This window comes from Tistrella bauzanensis, assembly GCF_014636235.1.
GTDB lineage: Bacteria > Pseudomonadota > Alphaproteobacteria > Tistrellales > Tistrellaceae > Tistrella > Tistrella bauzanensis.
The window spans coordinates 55,568-73,269 of the sequence record NZ_BMDZ01000005.1; the positions used below are offsets into that span (position 1 = coordinate 55,568).

At 67.7% G+C, this 17,702-nt stretch carries 18 protein-coding genes and 1 other RNA gene; 1 reads left to right on the plus strand and 18 read right to left on the minus strand.

Going from position 1 to position 17,702, the window contains the following annotated elements:
- The 8 genes from ftsH to tolQ form a co-directional block, all read right to left on the minus strand.
- Positions 1–1,944, minus strand: a complete 1,944-nt coding sequence (ftsH, locus tag IEW15_RS03755; protein ID WP_188575054.1) for an ATP-dependent zinc metalloprotease FtsH — start codon at positions 1,942–1,944, stop codon at positions 1–3.
- Positions 1,941–3,473 carry a tRNA lysidine(34) synthetase TilS gene (gene tilS / locus IEW15_RS03760; protein ID WP_188575057.1) on the minus strand — a complete coding sequence of 511 codons (1,533 nt, stop codon included), beginning with the start codon at positions 3,471–3,473 and terminating at the stop codon, positions 1,941–1,943. The genes ftsH and tilS overlap by 4 nt, the downstream gene beginning before the upstream one ends.
- A 12-nt stretch (positions 3,474–3,485) precedes the next feature.
- A complete protein-coding gene (gene ybgF / locus IEW15_RS03765) occupies positions 3,486–4,484 on the minus strand; it encodes a tol-pal system protein YbgF (protein ID WP_188575059.1) in 999 nt (332 codons plus the stop codon).
- Positions 4,485–4,685: 201 nt separating this feature from the next.
- Positions 4,686–5,195, minus strand: a complete 510-nt coding sequence (pal, locus tag IEW15_RS03770; RefSeq protein ID WP_188575061.1) for a peptidoglycan-associated lipoprotein Pal — start codon at positions 5,193–5,195, stop codon at positions 4,686–4,688.
- A 153-nt stretch (positions 5,196–5,348) separates the two neighbouring features.
- Positions 5,349–6,611 (minus strand): Tol-Pal system beta propeller repeat protein TolB, encoded by a 1,263-nt coding sequence (gene tolB / locus IEW15_RS03775; RefSeq protein WP_229707807.1) that lies wholly within the window; start codon positions 6,609–6,611, stop codon positions 5,349–5,351.
- 113 nt (positions 6,612–6,724) lie between these two features.
- Positions 6,725–7,237 carry a TonB C-terminal domain-containing protein gene (locus IEW15_RS03780; RefSeq protein ID WP_188575065.1) on the minus strand — a complete coding sequence of 171 codons (513 nt, stop codon included), beginning with the start codon at positions 7,235–7,237 and terminating at the stop codon, positions 6,725–6,727.
- A gap of 712 nt (positions 7,238–7,949) precedes the next feature.
- The gene (tolR, locus tag IEW15_RS03785; protein ID WP_188575067.1) at positions 7,950–8,438 is read right to left on the minus strand and encodes a protein TolR; all 489 of its coding nucleotides are present in this window, start codon (positions 8,436–8,438) and stop codon (positions 7,950–7,952) included.
- Positions 8,439–8,442: 4 nt separating this feature from the next.
- Entirely contained in the window at positions 8,443–9,177 is a 735-nt protein-coding gene (tolQ, locus tag IEW15_RS03790; RefSeq protein WP_188575069.1) for a protein TolQ, read from the minus strand.
- Between the two features lie 523 nt (positions 9,178–9,700).
- On the opposite strand from tolQ, the gene IEW15_RS03795 reads away from it, so the two are divergent.
- The gene (locus IEW15_RS03795) at positions 9,701–11,098 is read left to right on the plus strand and encodes an amidase (RefSeq protein ID WP_188575071.1); all 1,398 of its coding nucleotides are present in this window, start codon (positions 9,701–9,703) and stop codon (positions 11,096–11,098) included.
- Positions 11,099–11,140: 42 nt separating this feature from the next.
- Here IEW15_RS03795 and ybgC read toward each other — a convergent pair whose 3' ends face one another.
- The 10 genes from ybgC to IEW15_RS03845 all read right to left on the minus strand — a co-directional run bounded on the left by ybgC (position 11,141) and on the right by IEW15_RS03845 (position 17,573).
- Positions 11,141–11,578, minus strand: coding sequence for a tol-pal system-associated acyl-CoA thioesterase (gene ybgC, locus IEW15_RS03800; RefSeq protein WP_229707800.1), 438 nt, complete (start codon positions 11,576–11,578; stop codon positions 11,141–11,143).
- Between the two features lie 114 nt (positions 11,579–11,692).
- Positions 11,693–12,754, minus strand: a complete 1,062-nt coding sequence (gene ruvB / locus IEW15_RS03805) for a Holliday junction branch migration DNA helicase RuvB (protein WP_188575073.1) — start codon at positions 12,752–12,754, stop codon at positions 11,693–11,695.
- Positions 12,751–13,404, minus strand: a complete 654-nt coding sequence (ruvA, locus tag IEW15_RS03810) for a Holliday junction branch migration protein RuvA (protein ID WP_188575075.1) — start codon at positions 13,402–13,404, stop codon at positions 12,751–12,753. Before ruvA ends, ruvB begins: the two co-directional genes overlap by 4 nt.
- 29 nt (positions 13,405–13,433) lie before the next feature.
- Positions 13,434–13,934, minus strand: coding sequence for a crossover junction endodeoxyribonuclease RuvC (ruvC, locus tag IEW15_RS03815; RefSeq protein WP_188575077.1), 501 nt, complete (start codon positions 13,932–13,934; stop codon positions 13,434–13,436).
- Between the two features lie 63 nt (positions 13,935–13,997).
- The gene (locus IEW15_RS03820; protein WP_188575079.1) at positions 13,998–14,747 is read right to left on the minus strand and encodes a YebC/PmpR family DNA-binding transcriptional regulator; all 750 of its coding nucleotides are present in this window, start codon (positions 14,745–14,747) and stop codon (positions 13,998–14,000) included.
- A 238-nt stretch (positions 14,748–14,985) separates the two neighbouring features.
- Positions 14,986–15,864, minus strand: a complete 879-nt coding sequence (locus IEW15_RS03825) for a TIGR00282 family metallophosphoesterase (protein WP_188575081.1) — start codon at positions 15,862–15,864, stop codon at positions 14,986–14,988.
- A 68-nt stretch (positions 15,865–15,932) separates the two neighbouring features.
- On the minus strand, positions 15,933–16,595 hold the full coding sequence (locus IEW15_RS03830) for a 5-formyltetrahydrofolate cyclo-ligase (RefSeq protein ID WP_229707801.1): 663 nt from the start codon (positions 16,593–16,595) through the stop codon (positions 15,933–15,935).
- Positions 16,596–16,657: 62 nt separating this feature from the next.
- A non-coding RNA gene (gene ssrS / locus IEW15_RS03835) (6S RNA) lies at positions 16,658–16,866 on the minus strand.
- A gap of 13 nt (positions 16,867–16,879) precedes the next feature.
- Positions 16,880–17,230 carry a cell division protein ZapA gene (locus tag IEW15_RS03840; RefSeq protein ID WP_188575083.1) on the minus strand — a complete coding sequence of 117 codons (351 nt, stop codon included), beginning with the start codon at positions 17,228–17,230 and terminating at the stop codon, positions 16,880–16,882.
- A 28-nt stretch (positions 17,231–17,258) separates the two neighbouring features.
- The gene (locus IEW15_RS03845) at positions 17,259–17,573 is read right to left on the minus strand and encodes a hypothetical protein (protein ID WP_188575085.1); all 315 of its coding nucleotides are present in this window, start codon (positions 17,571–17,573) and stop codon (positions 17,259–17,261) included.
- Between the last annotated feature and the right edge of the window lie 129 nt (positions 17,574–17,702).

A 17,702-nucleotide genomic window follows, 5' to 3' on the forward strand; every position in this document is an offset into this window, starting at 1 on the left:
TCAGGCGCCCGGCTGCGGGCTGGGTCGCAGCCCGTCATCGCCGCCCGCCGTCGGCACCGAGGCCCTGGGCGGCCGCGGATCGGATGCCGGCGCGGTGCCGCCATCGCCCATGTCGTCGGGGCGGTGCCGCTTGATGGTTTCGCCTGCGGCGATCGCCTTCAACTCGTCACCCGACAGGGTTTCATATTCCAGCAGCGCCTGGGCGACCCGCTCCAGCTGGTCGCGGTAATCGGTCAGGATGGTGCGCGCCCGGTCATAGGCTTCCTCGACGATCCGCCGCACTTCCTGGTCGATGACATTGGCCGTCGCCTCGGATGTGCCGCGCGACTGGGTCACCGCATAGCCGACGAAGGGCTCGTTGTCGCCCTCGCCATAATTCAGCGGGCCCAGCTTGTCGCTCATGCCCCACTGGGTGACCATGTTCTTGGCCAGCTTGGTCGCCATCTGGATATCCGACGACGCGCCACTGGTGACCTTGTCATGGCCGAAGATGATCTCTTCAGCCAGCCGGCCACCCATGGCGACCGCCAGATCCGCTTCCAGCTTCTCGCGCGACACCGACAGACGGTCCCGCTCCGGCAGCCGCATCACCATGCCCAGTGCACGACCGCGCGGGATGATGGTCGCCTTGTGGATCGGGTCGGATGCCGGGCAGTGCATGGCGACGATGGCGTGGCCGCCCTCGTGATAGGCGGTCAGGCGCTTCTCGTCCTCGCTCATCGCGATCGAGCGGCGCTCGGCCCCCATCATCACCTTGTCCTTGGCGTCCTCGAATTCCGCCATACCGACCACGCGCTTGTTGCGGCGCGCGGCCAGCAGGGCTGCCTCGTTGACCAGATTGGCCAGGTCGGCACCCGAGAAGCCGGGTGTCGCGCGGGCGATGACCCGGGCATTCACATCAGGGCCGATCGGCACCTTGCGCATGTGCACCGACAGGATCTTCTCACGGCCCGACACGTCGGGGTTCGGCACAACGACCTGCCGGTCGAAGCGGCCCGGACGCAGCAGGGCCGGGTCCAGCACGTCGGGGCGGTTGGTGGCGGCGATGATGATCACGCCCTCATTCGCCTCGAAGCCGTCCATTTCGACCAGCAACTGGTTCAGGGTCTGCTCGCGTTCGTCATTACCACCGCCGAGGCCGGCGCCGCGATGGCGACCGACCGCGTCGATCTCGTCGATGAAGATCAGGCAGGGGGCGTTCTTCTTGCCCTGTTCGAACATGTCGCGGACACGGCTGGCGCCGACACCCACGAACATCTCGACGAAATCGGAACCCGAGATCGAGAAGAAGGGAACGTTCGCCTCGCCGGCGATCGCCCGCGCCAGAAGCGTCTTGCCGGTACCCGGAGGGCCCACAAGCAGCACGCCCTTGGGAATGCGGCCGCCCAGCCGCTGGAACTTCTGCGGCGACTTCAGGAATTCGACGATCTCGTGGAGTTCGTCCTTCGCCTCGTCGATACCGGCGACGTCCTCAAAAGTCACGCGCCCCGATTTCTCGGTCAGCAGACGGGCCTTGGACTTGCCGAAGCCCATCGCCTTTCCGCCGCCGCCCTGCATCTGACGCATGAAGAAGATCCACACGCCGATCAGCAGCAGCATCGGGAACCACGAGATCAGAATCCCGAACAGCGAGGGCACATTGTCCTCGGCCGGTGCCACATTGATGCGGACATTGCCTTCGCGCAGCCGGTCGACCATGCCGTTATCGTTCGGCGGGGCGACCGTGCGGAATTCGACCCCGCTGCCGTCATTGAAATGACCGCGGATCGTGTCGCCCTGGATGGTCACGTCGGTGACGCGGCCTTCCTGCACGGCGTTGAGGAAGTCCGAATACGCGACCTGGCGCGACGGACCCTGACTCTGGGGGCTCTGGAACAGATTGAACAGAGCCACCAGCAGCAGGGCGATGATCACCCAGAGCGCGAGGTTCTTAACATTGTTCACGACCGAGGTCTCTTTCCTGCCGAATGTTCGCCCGCCATCGTCCAGAAGACGCCGTCACCGTCGAACGGACGGGATGGCGCGAACCATGCCCGGAAGGTCGGTTGGGCAAGGGTGTGCGGATGGGCAAGGGTGTGGTCAGCCGCAGCCTCCCCGCGGATGCTCCCTGTTAAGTGGGGGAATGCGACGGGCACGTCAAGTCGCCGAAGCACCGGCAAGGATGCGATTGCACGTCCAGGCACCTCGTTCCGCAGCCTGCGGGCGGCAGCCGGGGCCATCAGCCCCAGCCGCATGGCCAGCGACGTGCCCATCGCCCCAAGGGTCAAGGGTGCCGCAGTCCTGCCGTCGCCGACTGCATCGGTATTCGGCACCTGCACGACGAAACGCCCGTCCCAGCCAGTTCTCTCACCCGCGACGACCGGTACGGGTGCCGCCACCGCCGCCGGTTCACGCAGCACCGTCACCCGGCCGCCGCCCCAGACGATGCGACAGCCGCCAAGGGTCCGGCCGCCTTGCGGCATGTTGCCGCTCCGGGTCGCGGCCCGGGCCTGACCGATCAACGCGGCGGTCAGCGCCATCACCGGCCCCTGCCTTGGTGGCAGATCCAGGCCGCCGATCACCAGACACAGGCGTTCAACCAGCCGGGGGGCCAGATCACCGGTCAGCGCCGGGTCGGCGAACAGCGGCAAAGGCAGCTCGGCGCCCCCCCAGGGGTGGAACCGCAGGCCGCCGGCAAAGGCGGCCCGCACCAGCCGGTCATCCAGCGTCGCCCGCACCCGCGCCGCGCGCGATGCCGACTGTGCGATGCCGGCCGGGTCCAGCCCGGCATCGCACAGGGGGGCAGCGGCCTGCCGCAACCGCACTCTCTGAACCGCGCCGTCGTCATTCATCGGGTCATGCAGCGCGGTCAGCCCGGCCTGCGCCACCAGCCGGGCCAGACCGGCACGGCGCAGGCCCAGCAGCGGCCGCAGCAGCCGCAGGCCCTGATGCGGCCGGATAGCCGCCATCGCCGCCAGGCCGTCGATGCCGCTGCCCCGCCCCAGGCGGATCAGCACCGTTTCCGCCAGGTCGTCCAGGCTGTGACCGACCAGCAGATGCAGGATGCCGGCATCACGGCAGGCCCGGGCCAGCCGGTCATAGCGGGCGCGGCGTGCCGCCGCCTCGATGCCGGTCGCCGGCAGGCTGCCGGGGGGCAGTGTCAGGATGCGGGCCGCCACCCCCAGCCAGCCGGCCAGACCGGCGGCGGCGCGGGCGGCATCGTCGCTGCCGGCCCGCAAGCCGTGATCGACCACCAGCGCGGTGACCCGTCCGCCCCTCATCCGCGCCCAGTCGCGCGCCAGCAGGGTCAGCGCCAGGCTGTCCGGCCCGCCCGACAGGGCCACGGCCAGATGCGGCGATGCCTCGACGACGCCGGCCGCCATCATGGCGGCCGCGAAGCGACCGGTCAGATCATCATGCCCGGTAGCGGTGCCGCCACGATCGGGGCGGCCGCACGCTCTGCCATTCCGGTGCTCGGTGGACATCGCGGCCATCGCCATGCCTGATCAGTTGCAGCCCAGCTTCTTCTGCTCGCGCTCGGTCACCACCTTGATATTGGCGGGGGCATCGGGGAACTGCTTGTTCAGGATCGAATAGGCGCCGCAGGCATCGTCCTTGCGGTTCAGCGCCGCAAAGCTCATCCCCAGCTTCAACACCATGTCGGGCGCTTTCGGGCTTTTCGCATGGCCGCTGACGCCGTCGCCGAAGGTCAGGGCGGCACGATCGTACTGGCCCTGCGCATAATAGGTCTCGCCCAGCCAGTAATAGGCGTTGCCGACCAGATCGCCCTGCTTATAGCGGCCGATCAACTCGTTGAACGCCACCTCGGCGCCCGCATAGTCACGGTCCTTCAGCAGCAGATCGAGCCCGTACCGATACAGCTCCTGTTCGGTCTGGATCTGCTCCACCCGGCTCTTCGCCGCATCGCCGCCGGCCACCGGCGGCGGGGTCGGCTGCGTCGGCGCGGGTTGGGTGCTGGTGATGCTGTTGCCGTCGGCGTCCCGCCGCGTGGTGATGGTGCCAAGCGGCTGCACCGCGCCGCCCCGCTGGTCGCCGGCAGGGGCTTGCGTGCTGGCGCCATCCCCGCCCGCGCCGATGGCGGACCCGGTACCGGTCCCGATTGCGGCCCCGTCCGCCACATCACCGGCGCCCGGCGCCTGGGACAAGGTCGCCTCGATCCGGCCCAGCCGGTCGTTGAGGTCGCGTTCCATCCGATCCAGCCGTTCTTCAAGCCGGCGCAGGCGGAATTCGGCTTCCTCGATCCGGCCGGTCTGGCGGCGCTGCCCCTCTTCAAGGCCGCTCAACCGGCTCTCGAATGCCGCGGCCATCGCCGCGGTCGCGGGGGGCTGCTGCTGCGCCGTCGCATCGGGGCTGTCGACCAGCAGCAAGGCCAGGGTCACCGCCACCAGTGCCGTCGTGCCGGCGATGCCGCGCGTCAGCCGGCGCCCATATGCGTCGGCATGCCTGTCGCCGAAGCCGGTCGGGAAGAGAGCCATGATGTTCATGCCTTAGATCAGGGGATCGACCATGTCTGCCTGCCTGCGCCGCAGGATCCCGATATCGATCGGCACCGTTGCGGATAAGGCATCGACAGGTATAACGCAAAGCCGTGCAAAAGCCGACGGCCGGCGTTCCCGCAAGGGGATCGCCGGCCGTCGTCCGGTCCGTCAGGACCGGAAATCCGTCTAGGAGTGACGGAGCCGTCGTCAGTTGACCAGCACGGTCACGGCGCGACGGTTCTGCGCCCAGGCAGCCTCGTCGGAGCCGAGAACGGCCGGCCGTTCCTTGCCGTAAGAGATCGTCTCGATACGGTCCGGCGAGATGCCGAGCGCCACGAGATAATTCTTGGCGGCCGTCGCGCGACGCTCGCCAAGGGCGAGGTTGTACTCGCGGGTGCCGCGTTCGTCGGCATGGCCCTCGACGATCACCCGCTGTGCCGGATTGGCGCGCAGGAAATCGGCCTGAACCGACAGGGTCTGGCGACCCTCGGCGGTCAGCGACGAGCTGTCGAGTTCAAAGAACACGCGGTCGCCAGCGGTCTGCTGCACGTATTCCCACGAACCGGGCTGGGCGCCGGTCGAGATGGTGCCCTGGCTCGAACCGACGGACGAGGAGGTTCCGCCGGTGGCGCCGGTGGAGCCCGTGTCTTCCGGAGCGGACGAGCAGGCGGCGACGAATGCCAGAGCGGCGATAGACGTGAGGATCTTGAAGCGCATTTTGTACCTAAGGTATCCGAGACATGTCGGAGCACCGGAAAGCAGTTCCGTAGTCCTGGCCGGCGTTCGCTCCAATCGCCAGCGTGAATTGTGCGAGGGTCACAATTCACCCGGTCGCCAGGCACACGACAGGTTGGAGTATATCAACCAACACTATCGAATCAAGGCCGACCACGCCGGATCCGATGCTTCGCCGGGCGTAACGATCAACCGCTCGTTATATCCAGTGATATCGATCGAATACAGGCGGGTCTCGCCGCCGGGTCGGTCTTTGCGGAAGAAGGCCAGAACGCGGCCATTGGGGGCCCAGGTCGGGCCTTCCACAAGATAGCCATCGGTCAGAAGCCGTTCATCGCTGCCATCGGGGCGCATGACCCCGATGACGAACCGGCCACGGTTCATTTTCGTGAACGCGATCAGGTCGCCACGAGGGGACCAGACCGGCGTCGCATAGGTGCCGGTGCCGAAGCTGATGCGCTGCAGGCCCGAGCCGTCGGCATTGGCCACATAGATCTGCTGGCCGCCGGACCGGTCGGAGTTGAACACCATCCGCTTGCCGTCGGGCGACACCGATGGCGAGGTATCGATCGCCTGCGACGAGGTGAGCCGCTGAACGGCACCGCTCGCGACATCGAGCTTGTAGAGCGAGGTGGCGCCGTCGCGGGCCATCGACATCAGCACCGAACGCCCGTCGGGCGTGAAGCGCGGCGCGAAGGTCATGCCCGGAAAATCGCCCAGCACCCGCTGCCGGCCAGTGTCTAGATCATAGACGAACACCCGCGCCTGGCGATTGCGGAACGCCATATAGGTGATCTCGCGTGCGTTCGGCGACAGACGCGGGGTCAGCACCAGATCCTGGCCATCGGTCAGATAACGATGATTGGCCCCGTCCTGATCCATGATCGCAAGCCGCTTGACCCGCTTATCGGCGGGGCCGCTTTCGGCGACATACACGATCTGGGTGTCGAAATAGCCGCCCTCGCCGGTGATCCGCTCATAGATCTGGTCGGCGATCATATGGGCGACGCGGCGCCACAGCTTCGGGTCGACGCGATAGACCACGCCAGCCATCTGGCTCTGGCCGAACACATCCCACAGGCGGAATTCAACCGCGATCTGGTTGCCTTCCTGGCGGACTTGGCCCGTCACCAGCGCCTGGGCATTGATCTGCCGCCAGTCGGCGAAATCCGGCAGCGGGGTCATCTCGCCCGGCGCCTGAAGGAACGCGTTGCGGTCGATCGGCCGGAACAGGCCCGAGCTCGCAAGATCGCTTGCGATCACGCCCGGAATATCGCTGTCGAACGGCGCGCCCGATGGATCGACCGCCAGAAAATTGCTGATGGCGATCGGCATGGGTTCGACGACGCCACGGGTGATGTCGATGCGCACCTGCGCCGAAGCCGGATGCGGCATCATCGCCCCAGCCAGCCCCACGACCAGCCCGAGCGCCGCCACCGCGAGGACACGCAGCACCGGCCGCGTGCGACGACGCGGGCGGCTGGCTGCGTTTGCGGAACGGATCGTGTCTGTCATCGGCCCACCATGTTCTTCGGGTTGAACGCCAGGACAATGTCCTTGAGCTGATCATATTTGCCCGCAGGCAATTCCAACGGACTTGCGGCCCTGATCGCGCGGACCGCACTTTCCGCGGCCACGCGATAGGATTCCTCGCCCGGCCGCTGCATACGCGCCCTGTCGACCACATCCGCCGATTGCACCGTACCATCGGGCGCCAGGCGAATGCGAACCTCGACGATCAGGTTCTCAGCCTCCGGCGCGCCGACGGGCACCGACCAGCGCCGTTCGATCTGGCTGCGGATGAAGGCAATGTCGCTGACCGAGACCTGATTGGTCGGCTGGGCATTGCGCTGCATCACGGCCTGCTGCGGCTGGTTCGAACGCGCGACCTGCTGTTCCTTCGGCGCGTCCTCGCGGGACTGCGTCTTCAGCTGATCGAGGCTCTTGCGCAGCGACGCAAGCGGATCGTCGGGCTCCGGCTTCTTCTCCGGTTCCGGCTTCTTCACCGGCTCGGGCTTCTTCACCGGCTCGGGCTTTTTCGGCTCGGGCTTCGGTGGTTCCGGCTTCTTCGGCTCGGGCTTCGGCGGTTCCGGCTTTTTCTCTGGCTCAGGCTTCTTCTCTGGTTCCGGTTTCTTCGGCGGCTCCGGCTTCTTGGGGGGAGGCGGCGGTGGAGGCGGCGGAGGGGGCGGAGGCGGAGGGGGCGGCGGTGGTGCCGGCTCCGGCTTCGGGACCGGCGGCGGAGGAGGAGGAGGCGGTGGCGGAGGGGGCGGCGGTGGTGCCGGCGGCGGAGGCGGCGGAGGGGGCGGAGGCGGAGGCGGCGGAGGGGGCGGAGGCGGAGGCGGCGGAGGGGGCGGAGGCGGAGGCGGCGGAGGGGGCGGCGGCGGAGGCGGCGGAGGGGGCGGCGGCGGAGGCGGCGGAGGTGGCGGCGGAGGTGGAGGTGGAGGCGGACTCGCCTGCGCCATCTGCTTTTCAGGCTCGGGCTTCGGTTCTGGCTTGGGGCGCAGTTGGGACGCACGCGTCACATCGGTCACCGGAACCAGATCGATCACGATCGTCTGTTCCTCCGGCGGCAGCGGGCGGCTGAGTGACGGCAGGCCGAACCACAACAGCGCAGCAACGGCGCCGTGAGTTGCCAGCGAATATGTCAAACCGCGCTTCACGTGGGTCCGTTGCTCCATTCAGAAAGCGGAAAAGCGCCGTTCGCGAGACCGCGGCGCCAGGTTGACAGGGGCGGCGTCAGCTGCCCCGGCGGGCGGCCGGTGCCGCACCCGTCTGCTGCGGACCGGTCTGCTGCAATGTCGTCACGAGCGACACCTTGGTGAAGCCGGCGCCGGTCACCGTGCCCATCACCTGCATGACCCGGCCGTAATCGATCGACCGGTCGCCACGCACGAAGATGCGGGTATCGGTCTTGTTGGCGGCGATGGCCATCAGGGTCTGAGGCAGGGTCTCCAGCGTCACTTCCTTGTCCTGAACATACACCCGTCCCTCGGCATCCACCGACACCGACAGGGGTTCGTCCTGGCCCGCCAGCGGCGCCGCCGAGCTTTCCGGCAGATCGACCTCGACCCCGGCGGTCAGCAAGGGGGCCGTGACCATGAAGATGATCAGCAGAACCAGCATGACGTCGACCATCGGCGTCACGTTGATCTCGCTCATCGGCTCAGCCCCGCCCCAACGGCGGCGGCGGCCATGTCCCTTTGCGCGTCGGATGCCACCGGCCATGATCTCAGCGCCTGTCTTCGATCTGGCGGGCGATCAGCGCGCTGAATTCGCCGGTGAAGTTGTCCAGCCGGGCGCCATAGCGGCCGATATCGCTCGACAGCTTGTTATAGAAGATCACCGCCGGAATGGCCGCGACCAGGCCGATGGCGGTGGCGAACAGCGCCTCGGCGATGCCCGGTGCCACCACGGCCAGCGTGGTGTTCTTGGTCACCGCGATCGAGGTGAAGCTGTTCATGATGCCCCAGACCGTGCCGAACAACCCCACGAATGGCGCCGTCGAGCCGACGGTGGCAAGGAAGCCCAGATTGCGTTCGAGCATGGCCATCTCGCGGTTCAGCGCGATGTCCATCACCTGCTCGATGCGCTGGCGCAGATTGGCCCGCGACAGCGGGTCGGCCAGCGCCGTGCCCTTGACCTTCGCCCGGCGCCATTCGCCCATCGCGGCCGAGAACACATGCGCCATCGGATGATCGGCGCGTTCCGATATCGCGTCATACAGCTCTTCCAGCGAGCCGCCCGACCAGAACCGGTTCTCGAAATCATCGGCGCGACGCTTCAGCCGGCCCATCAATCGGAACTTGTCGAAAATGATCGCCCAGGACCAGATGGAGGCCAGTGCGAGCATGAGCATGACCGACTTCACAATGATGTCGGCGTTCATCACCAGGCTGATGATGCTCATATCATGCGCGCCCACCGATCCGGCGAGCGCCGCCTGGCTAACGACCTCCTGCTCCATTCACGTCCTCCGTGGAACGGACCTGACCCGGCTGACCATCAGAACCGGTGGTCCACGTCTCTTCGACCCGCTTGATTAGCAGACTTCCGGGCAATCCGCTGCCGTTTCACGAATTTGACACGGGCAGGCAGGCCTTGACGACAGCCGCCACCGCGCCTGGGCGGGGCTGCAATCAGGGCTGGCCGGGCCACGAGATATGCCATGCCGCGGGTCTTGTGAAGGGTCCATCTGAGGCCCGACGCACGGTCACATGACCGGCTGTCATCGCAGCGCCACAAGCAGTCTCGGGCCCGTTCTTCTGCACTGCAATATTCTCCATATTATACAAAGATTTACGAGAGGAAATTCATCGGGTCGGGATGCATTTGCCTGGACCCTGCCCTGCGTCGGGCGCCATAATCGGCGCCGTCAGCCCGAAGGCCGCCGCGCTGCGGAATTTCGCACCACGAGACATGATCCGCGCCGCATCCGCCCTCCCTCCCCCAATGGCCTTGGGCTCAGCATTACGAAAGGCATGTTTTCCATGACGTCGCTCGCCGATCTGTCAGCCGTGGAGCTGTCAACGCTCTATGCCCAGGGCCAAACCTCGCCGACCGAGGTCACCGATGCCGTGATCGCGCGGATCGAGGCGTGGGACGACAGGCTGTGCGCGACCTGGGCTTTCGATCCTGAGGCCGCCCGCGAGGCCGCCCGCGCCGCCACCGATCGCTGGACCCGCAAGGCGGCGCTCGGCCCCCTCGACGGCGTGCCGGTGACGATCAAGGAGAATATGGCGACCAAGGGCTGCCCGGTCCCGGTGGGCACGGCCGCATCCGACATGACCCCGGCCGCCGCCGACTCGCCCCCGGCCGCCCGGCTGCGCGAGGCGGGTGCCGTGATCCTGGCCAAGACCACCATGCCCGATTACGGCATGCTGTCCTCGGGCCTGTCGAGCTTCCACAGGCTGGCCCGCAACCCATGGGATCTGGCAACCAATCCCGGCGGCTCGTCCGCCGGCGCCGGTGCCGCGGCCGCGGCCGGTTACGGTCCGATTCATATCGGCACCGATATCGGCGGCTCGATCCGCCTGCCCGCCGGCTGGTGCGGCGTGGTCGGCCTGAAGGCCAGTCTGGGCCGTATCCCGATCGACCCCGCCTATGTCGGCCGGGTCGCCGGGCCGATGACCCGCACCGTCGCCGACACGGCGCTGGCAATGACCGTGCTGTCAAAGCCCGACTGGCGCGATGGCATGAGCCTGCCGCCCGCCGATATCGACTGGATGGATCTGGACAATCAGGCGATCAAGGGCCTGCGCATCGGTCTGATGCTCGATATCGGCGCCGGCATGACGCCTAACCCGGCGGTGATCGCGGCTGTCAAGGAAGCCGCGCGCCGCTTCGAGGCGGCCGGTGCCGTGGTCGAAGAGGTGCCGGCGGTTCTGACCCGCGAGATGCTCGACGGGCTGGACGATTTCTGGCGCGTGCGGTCGTGGGACGATGTCGAGCGGCTGCCCGAGGCCACCCGCGCCAAAATTCTGCCCTATATCCGCACCTGGGCCGAAAGCGGCCAGACCCGCACGGCCTTGCAGGCCGTGCGCGGCTTCAACCGCACCATGGAGATGCGCAAGGCGGCTGCCCGGCTGTTCCACGGTGGCGGCTATGATTTCGTGCTGTCGCCGGTCGCCCCCGATGTGGCGTTCCCGGCCGAGTGGGCCTCACCCGTCGACGATCCCGACCGGCCGTTCGAACATATCGGCTACACCGTGGTCTGGAACATGTCGGAACAGCCGGCGATCTCGGTCAATTGCGGCTACTCGTTGGCAGGGCTGCCGATCGGGTTGCAGATCGTGGGCCGCCGATTCGACGATCTGGGCGTGCTGCGCATGGCCCGCGCCTGGGAAGGCATGCGCGACGAACAGCGCCCCTGGCCGACCCTCGACTGAGGAAAGCCGGACTGATCGGGCTGCGCCCGGCTGCCCACCGCGTCAGCGTGGTGTACTGGCCGGGCGCACCAGTGCGACAAGCTCCTTCGGCAGACGGCGCGGCTGGCCGGTCGCGGGGCTCAAGGCCACGCATTTGATCGTGCCCCGCACCAGCAGCTGGTCGCCCCGCGACACCATCTGATCGAAGGTCACCCAGGCGCCGCCATAGGCGCTGATCACGGTGGAAACGGTCAGCATATCCTCAAGCCGCGCCGGCGCCTGATAGTCCAGCGCCACCTCGCGCACGGCGAAACCGAAACCGTCACGCTCAAGCAGCGGGCGCTGATCGATGCCGCGCCGGCGCAGCCATTCCGTGCGCCCCCGCTCCATGAACTTCAGATAATTGGCGTAATAGACGATACCAGCGGCATCGGTATCTTCCCAATAGACCCGGACCCGGATGATATCGGGCTGCACGGTTTCTGGGCGTATCTCGGTCACGGGCGCGATCCTCTGTCTCGATGGCAGCACGACGGCGGCATGGGGTGGCATCTCTGCGGAGGCCACCACCCTGGCGGGATATCACGAAAAACTACACCACCTTCAGGCAAGTCGTCACGCCTCGTCGGCGCCGTCCCCGGGCCCCGCGAACAGATCGGGCTCGCCATCCTTCGGTGGTGGCGGCATCAGGCCCAGATGCTGCCAGCCGCCCCGGGTCAGCACTCGGCCACGCGGCGTGCGCGCCAGCAGCCCCTGCTGGATCAGAAACGGCTCGATCACGTCCTCGATCGCGTCGCGACTTTCCGACAAGGCCGCGGCCAGGGTTTCCACCCCAACCGGCCCGCCGCCATAATGGCGGGCAATACAGCCCAGATAGCGCCGGTCCATGGCGTCCAGACCCTGGGGGTCGACCTCCAGCCGGGTCAGCGCCCGGTCGGCCACGCCGGCATCGATCTGCGCCGCGTCGGCCACGGCCGCAAAATCGCGCACCCGGCGCAGCAGCCGGCCGGCCACACGCGGCGTACCGCGTGAGCGTCGGGCGATTTCGTGGGCACCATCTTCGGTCAGCGGCGCCGCCAGCAGCCGCGCGCCGCGCCGCACGATCGACGCCAATTCGTCGATCTCGTAATAGTTCAGCCGCAGCGGAATCCCGAAGCGTTCCCGCAGCGGCCGGGTCACCAGCCCGGCGCGGGTGGTCGCCGCCACCAGCGTAAAGCGCGGCAGGTCGATCCGCACCGATCGGGCCGACGGCCCCTCACCGATCACCAGATCGAGCTGAAAATCCTCCATCGCCGGATACAGGATCTCTTCCACCGCCGGATTCAGGCGGTGGATCTCGTCGATGAACAGCACGTCGAATTCGTTCAGATTGGTCAGGATCGCCGCCAGATCGCCGGCCCGCGCGATCACCGGCCCCGATGTGGCGCGGAACCCCACGCCCATTTCCTTGGCGACGATCTGGGCCAGCGTGGTCTTGCCCAGCCCCGGAGGCCCGTGCAGCAGCACATGATCGAGCGCATCGCCGCGCGCGCGGGCGGCGGCGATGAACACCGCGAGGTTCCCCAGCACCTGCCGCTGCCCCACGAAATCCGCCAGCCTCTCGGGCCTGAGCGCCGGATCCTGCCGGTCTTCGGGCAGGCTCGCCGGCGCGATCAGGCGCTCGTCGCCGGCGCTCATCGCGCCAGGTCCTTCAGCGCGCCGCGCAGCAGCATCTGCACATCCGCCGCGGTCTCGCCCGCCGCCTCCGCCACGCGCCGCAAGGCCGGCTCGGCCTCGCTTTCGCGATAGCCCAGATTGACCAGGGCCGACAGGGCATCATCGAACGCCGCGATGTCGGGCGACTTGGCGGCGGCGGCAGCGGCAGCCGCTTCGGGTGTGCGCATGGATCTGGCCAGCACCGCCACATCGGCGGCACCGATGCCGACCAGTGCCGCCTTGTCCTTCAGCTCCATCACGATCCGCTTGGCCAGCTTCGGGCCAACCCCGGTCGCCCGTGCCGGCGGCCGGGCATCCTGGGCGGCGATGGCTGCCGCCAGTGCCCCCGGCTCCAGCACCGACAGCACCGCCAGCGCCACCTTGGCCCCCACCCCCTGCACGGTCACCAGCAGGCGGAACCAGTCGCGTTCCGACCGGTCGACGAAGCCATAGAGATGGATGTGGTCCTCGCGGACATGGGTTTCGATGTGCAGCACCGCTTCGGCACCGGTGCCGCCCAGCGCGCCCAGCGTCCGGCGCGACGCCTGGACCAGATAGCCCACGCCATGGACGTCGATCACCGCATGGTCGGCGCCGATCTCGTCGACGATGCCCTTCAGCCGCGCGAACATCTAAACCGCATCCTTCCCCTGATCGATCGTCAGCGCGCCTGCACTGCCCAGCCGCTGCGTGTCGCCCCATGATGCGCGTGGCAGATGGCCACCGCGAGCGCATCATAGGCATCGGCGCGTGCGGTCCGGTCGATGCCGGGCAGCAGCCGGGCCACCATGGCGGCGACCTGGGCCTTGTCGGCCCGGCCACTGCCGGTCAGCGCCTTCTTCACCACGCCCGGTTCATACTCGGCCACCGTCAGCCCGGTCTGCGCCGGCACCAGCAGAGCCACCGCGCGCGCATGGCCAAGCTTCAGCGCCGAGGCGGCATTGGCGTTGACGAAGGTCTGCTCGACCGCGGCACCGCCGGGATTATAGCGCGCGACCACCTCGTACAACCCGTCATAGAGCGATCGCAGCCGCTCCGACAGCGCCGCCTTGTCGTCGGAGGTGACGGTCCCGTGGCCGACATGCACCAGGCGCGAGCCTTCGGCGTCGACGATCCCCCAGCCGGTGATCCGTAAGCCGGGATCGATGCCGATGATGCGCATGGTGCCGTCTGCCTCCCGCTCCATCTGGTTCAGATGCCGCCCGACAGCGGCGTCTTTCGGCGATCAGGCGTTCAGCTTGGCCATCACCTCGTCCGAGACCTCGAAATTGGCGATGACTTCCTGGACGTCGTCATTGTCTTCCAGCGCCTCGATCATCTTGAACAGGCCCTGGGCCTGCTCCTCGTCGATCTCGATCGTGCTCAGCGGCACCCAGCCCAGCTTCGATTCCTGCGGATCGCCGAACCGCGCCTCAAGACCCGACCGGACCTCCTGCAGAAGATCGGGCTGGGTATAGATGACATGGGTCTCGTCATCGCTTTCAAGATCGTCGGCGCCGGCCTCGATCGCCGCTTCCAGCATGGCATCGGCCGCCGCCACATCGACCGGATAGGTGATCCGGCCAACCCGGTTGAAGTTGAACGCCACCGAATTCGTCTCGCCCAGCGACCCGCCGTTCTTGCTGAAGGCCGAGCGCACTTCCGATGCGGTCCGGTTGCGGTTGTCGGTCAGCGCCTCGGCGATCACCGCGACACCACCGGGGCCATAGCCCTCGTAACGGACCTCTTCGTAATTGTCGCCCTCGGCACCACCGGCACCGCGCTTGATCGCGCGCTCGATATTGTCCTTGGGCATGTTGGCGACGCGCGCCGCCTGCACGGCGCTGCGCAGGCGCGGATTGGCATTGGCGTCGGCGCCGCCTTCCTTGGCGGCGATCACCAGTTCGCGCAACAGCTTCGTGAACACCTTGGCGCGCTTCTTATCCTGCGCGGCCTTGCGGTGCATGATGTTCTTGAATTGTGAATGACCAGCCATCTGCCGTTCAAACCTCGTCAGCCCGGCGTCCGGAACGCGGTGAGACCCGAAACGCGGTGATGCACATGGCGCCCCCGACGCACCGCAGCCCGCAAGGGGCGACGCCAGGGGCGCTTCCGACGGCTTCGATAGCAGGAATTCGCGCCGGATGCACCCCTTCAGACGACCCGGTCATGCGGCGATGCCCCCGCGTCGCGCCAGCTTGGCCGCCCCACCCGGATCAGCCCCCTCGCCCGGATCAGCCGACGGCGTCGGCGGCCGCACCCGTCAGATGCAGGTTCATCAGGCTCTCGGGCATCGGCTCCGCCCCCGGCCAGGCCGGGCTCAACCGCCCACCCACCCTGAGCGGGCTGATCGAACGGGCAAGGCCGGTCGCGTCGTCGGTTTCGATCAGCGAGCCGCAGATCGTGGCCGGACCGTTGGCGGGCAGCAGCTTCTGGCCACGCATCTTGCGGGTGAACCGGTCCAGCGAGGCCGCCTTGTCCATGCCGATGACGCTGTCATAATCGCCGCACATGCCGGCATCGCACTGAAAGGCGGTGCCGCCCGGCAGAACCTGATGATCGGCGGTCGGCACATGGGTGTGGGTGCCGATGACCGCGGTCACCTGCCCGTCCAGATAATGACCATAGGCCATCTTCTCGCTGGTCGCCTCGCCATGCAGGTCGACGAAAATCGCCGACACGATACCGCCCAGCGGATAATCGCGCAGCACGGGCGCCAGGGCCCGGAACGGATCATCGAGCGTTTCCATGAACAGGCTGCACATCACATTCGCCACCACCACCCGGCGGCCATCGGGCAGGGTCGCCATGGTGGCGCCGCGCCCCGGCGTGCCGGGCGGGAAATTCAGCGGCCGCAACAGGCGCTGGTCCTGGTCGACCCAGCCCTGGATCTCGCGCTGGTCCCAGACGTGGTTGCCGGTGGTGAGGATATCGACGCCGGCGGCATAGAAGCTTTCGCAGATCTTGGGCGTGATGCCGAAGCCCGAGGCCGCGTTCTCCCCGTTGACGATCAGCAGATCGACGCCGAGTGCCGCCCTGATGGTCGTGGCATGATCGATCACCGCCTGCCGGCCGGTCCGCCCGACCACATCGCCAAGAAAGAGTATCCGCACCGTTCAGCCTTTCCGTGTGTTGAGCTTGTCGTCATGTTTCACGTTCGTCGCGGCGCCCGATGCGCCGCTCAGGACCGGTCGGGCCGCATCAGTCCCCGATCGGTCAGTACCAGATCCAGCGGCCGGTCGAACATGCCCCGGGGCACCGCATCGACGACCTGTTCGGCAAAGGCCACGCCCACGGTGACCGGCGGCAGCCCCGCCGCTTCGGCACGCGCGATGGTGCGGTCGTAAAAGCCGCCCCCCTGCCCCAGCCTGTGCCCGCCCCGATCCACCGCCACCAGCGGCATCAGCAGCAGATCCGGCATCACCGTCGGGCCCGCGGCCGGGATCGGGATCCCGAAGGCACCGATGGTCAGGGCCATCTCCGGCCGCCAGGCGCGGAAGTCGAGCGGCATGTCGGGCGCGTTCACGACCGGCAACGCCATGGCGGCACCCAGCCGGCCGGCCAAAGCCCGCATCAGTGGCAGCACGTCGATCTCGCCGCCTGCCGCGACATAACCCGCCACGATGCGCGGCCGGGCGGATTGGGACCGGGCGGGCACGATGTCCGCCAGGGCATCGGCCAGGGTGCCGGCCTGTGCCGCAAGCGCGCTGGCTGCCTCAAATCCCCGTGCGGCCGAAGCCTCGCGCCGCACCCGGCGCAATTCCCGGCGCAAGACGCCTTTCAGGGCGGCAAGTGCCACATCCGGATCGGGGGCAATCGGCTGCGTCAGATCGTGGCTCCGCAAAAGCAATTCGCCCCGGCTGCGGGTCCGCAACCAGGGTCGATCAGGGTCGTCAATCGGGCGGACGGGGAACCGGCACTTTCGTTGGCGGTTAAAAATCCACATGGACCCGCTTGAGCAGGTGGGCGCCGTTTCCTCCGTCGTTTGGTCCGGGCAGAACCGGTCCGGACTAGCCGGCCGGTGCCCTGTCCGCTCGACGGAGAGGGACAGCTCCCTCATGTAGATGGTATCGGTCCCTGGGATTTAGGTTGCCTGACGTGAAGGCCAGATCCCGTCCTGACCTTCATTTAGAGTTTCTCAAGCCGGGTTGCAATAGCCTCGATGCGTCCGGCGAAATCGTCGAGCGCGCGGGCCAGCGTCGCATCGACCTCGGCGGCCGAGCGATCGGCGCTGCGGCGCATCTTGTCGACCTCGATCCGCGCCCGGTACAGGCCCTGCTCCGACTCGTTCGCCTGATCGGCCAGCAGCAGGGCCGCCATCAGCATCACACGCGCATCAACCGCGACCGGCCGGTCGCCGGTGACCTGGCGGACCTTGTCTTCAAGCTTGTGGGCCAGCGCCCGGACACTGTCTTCCTGGCCCTCGCCGCAGGCCAGCGTGAACGCCCGGCCCAGAATGCGTACCTCGACTTCGGCCATCGCGCCTGTGTCTCCGATCCGGTTGAGGTCAGCGGTCATCGAGCGCACGACCAATTGCGTTGATCGCCCTATCGATCTCCTGCCCGGCCATGTGGCCGCGGGCATCGGCCCGGCCGCGGGCGTCCTGCGCCGCGGCCAGGGCCTGCTGCAATGCCGACCGCTCGGCCGCCAGCGTCTCGATTTCGGCCCGCAAAGCCTCGATCTGCGCACCGGCAGCGCCGGCCGCCGCCGTCTCACCGGCATGACGCGCCTGGGTGACGCGTTCCGATGCCTTGCGGCTTGCGGCATCGAGGCGGGCGAGCGCGCTCGACAGACGCTGCCATGCCAATTCCATATTCGCCATCGGTCCGGCCACCATCGACTTTGGGAAGGATATACAAAGATACAGATATCTGCGGTAAACAGACGCACGCAAATGACAACATGGTGTCGCACGGCTGGTTGCGGAACCGGCGAACATGATCGGCCGGTA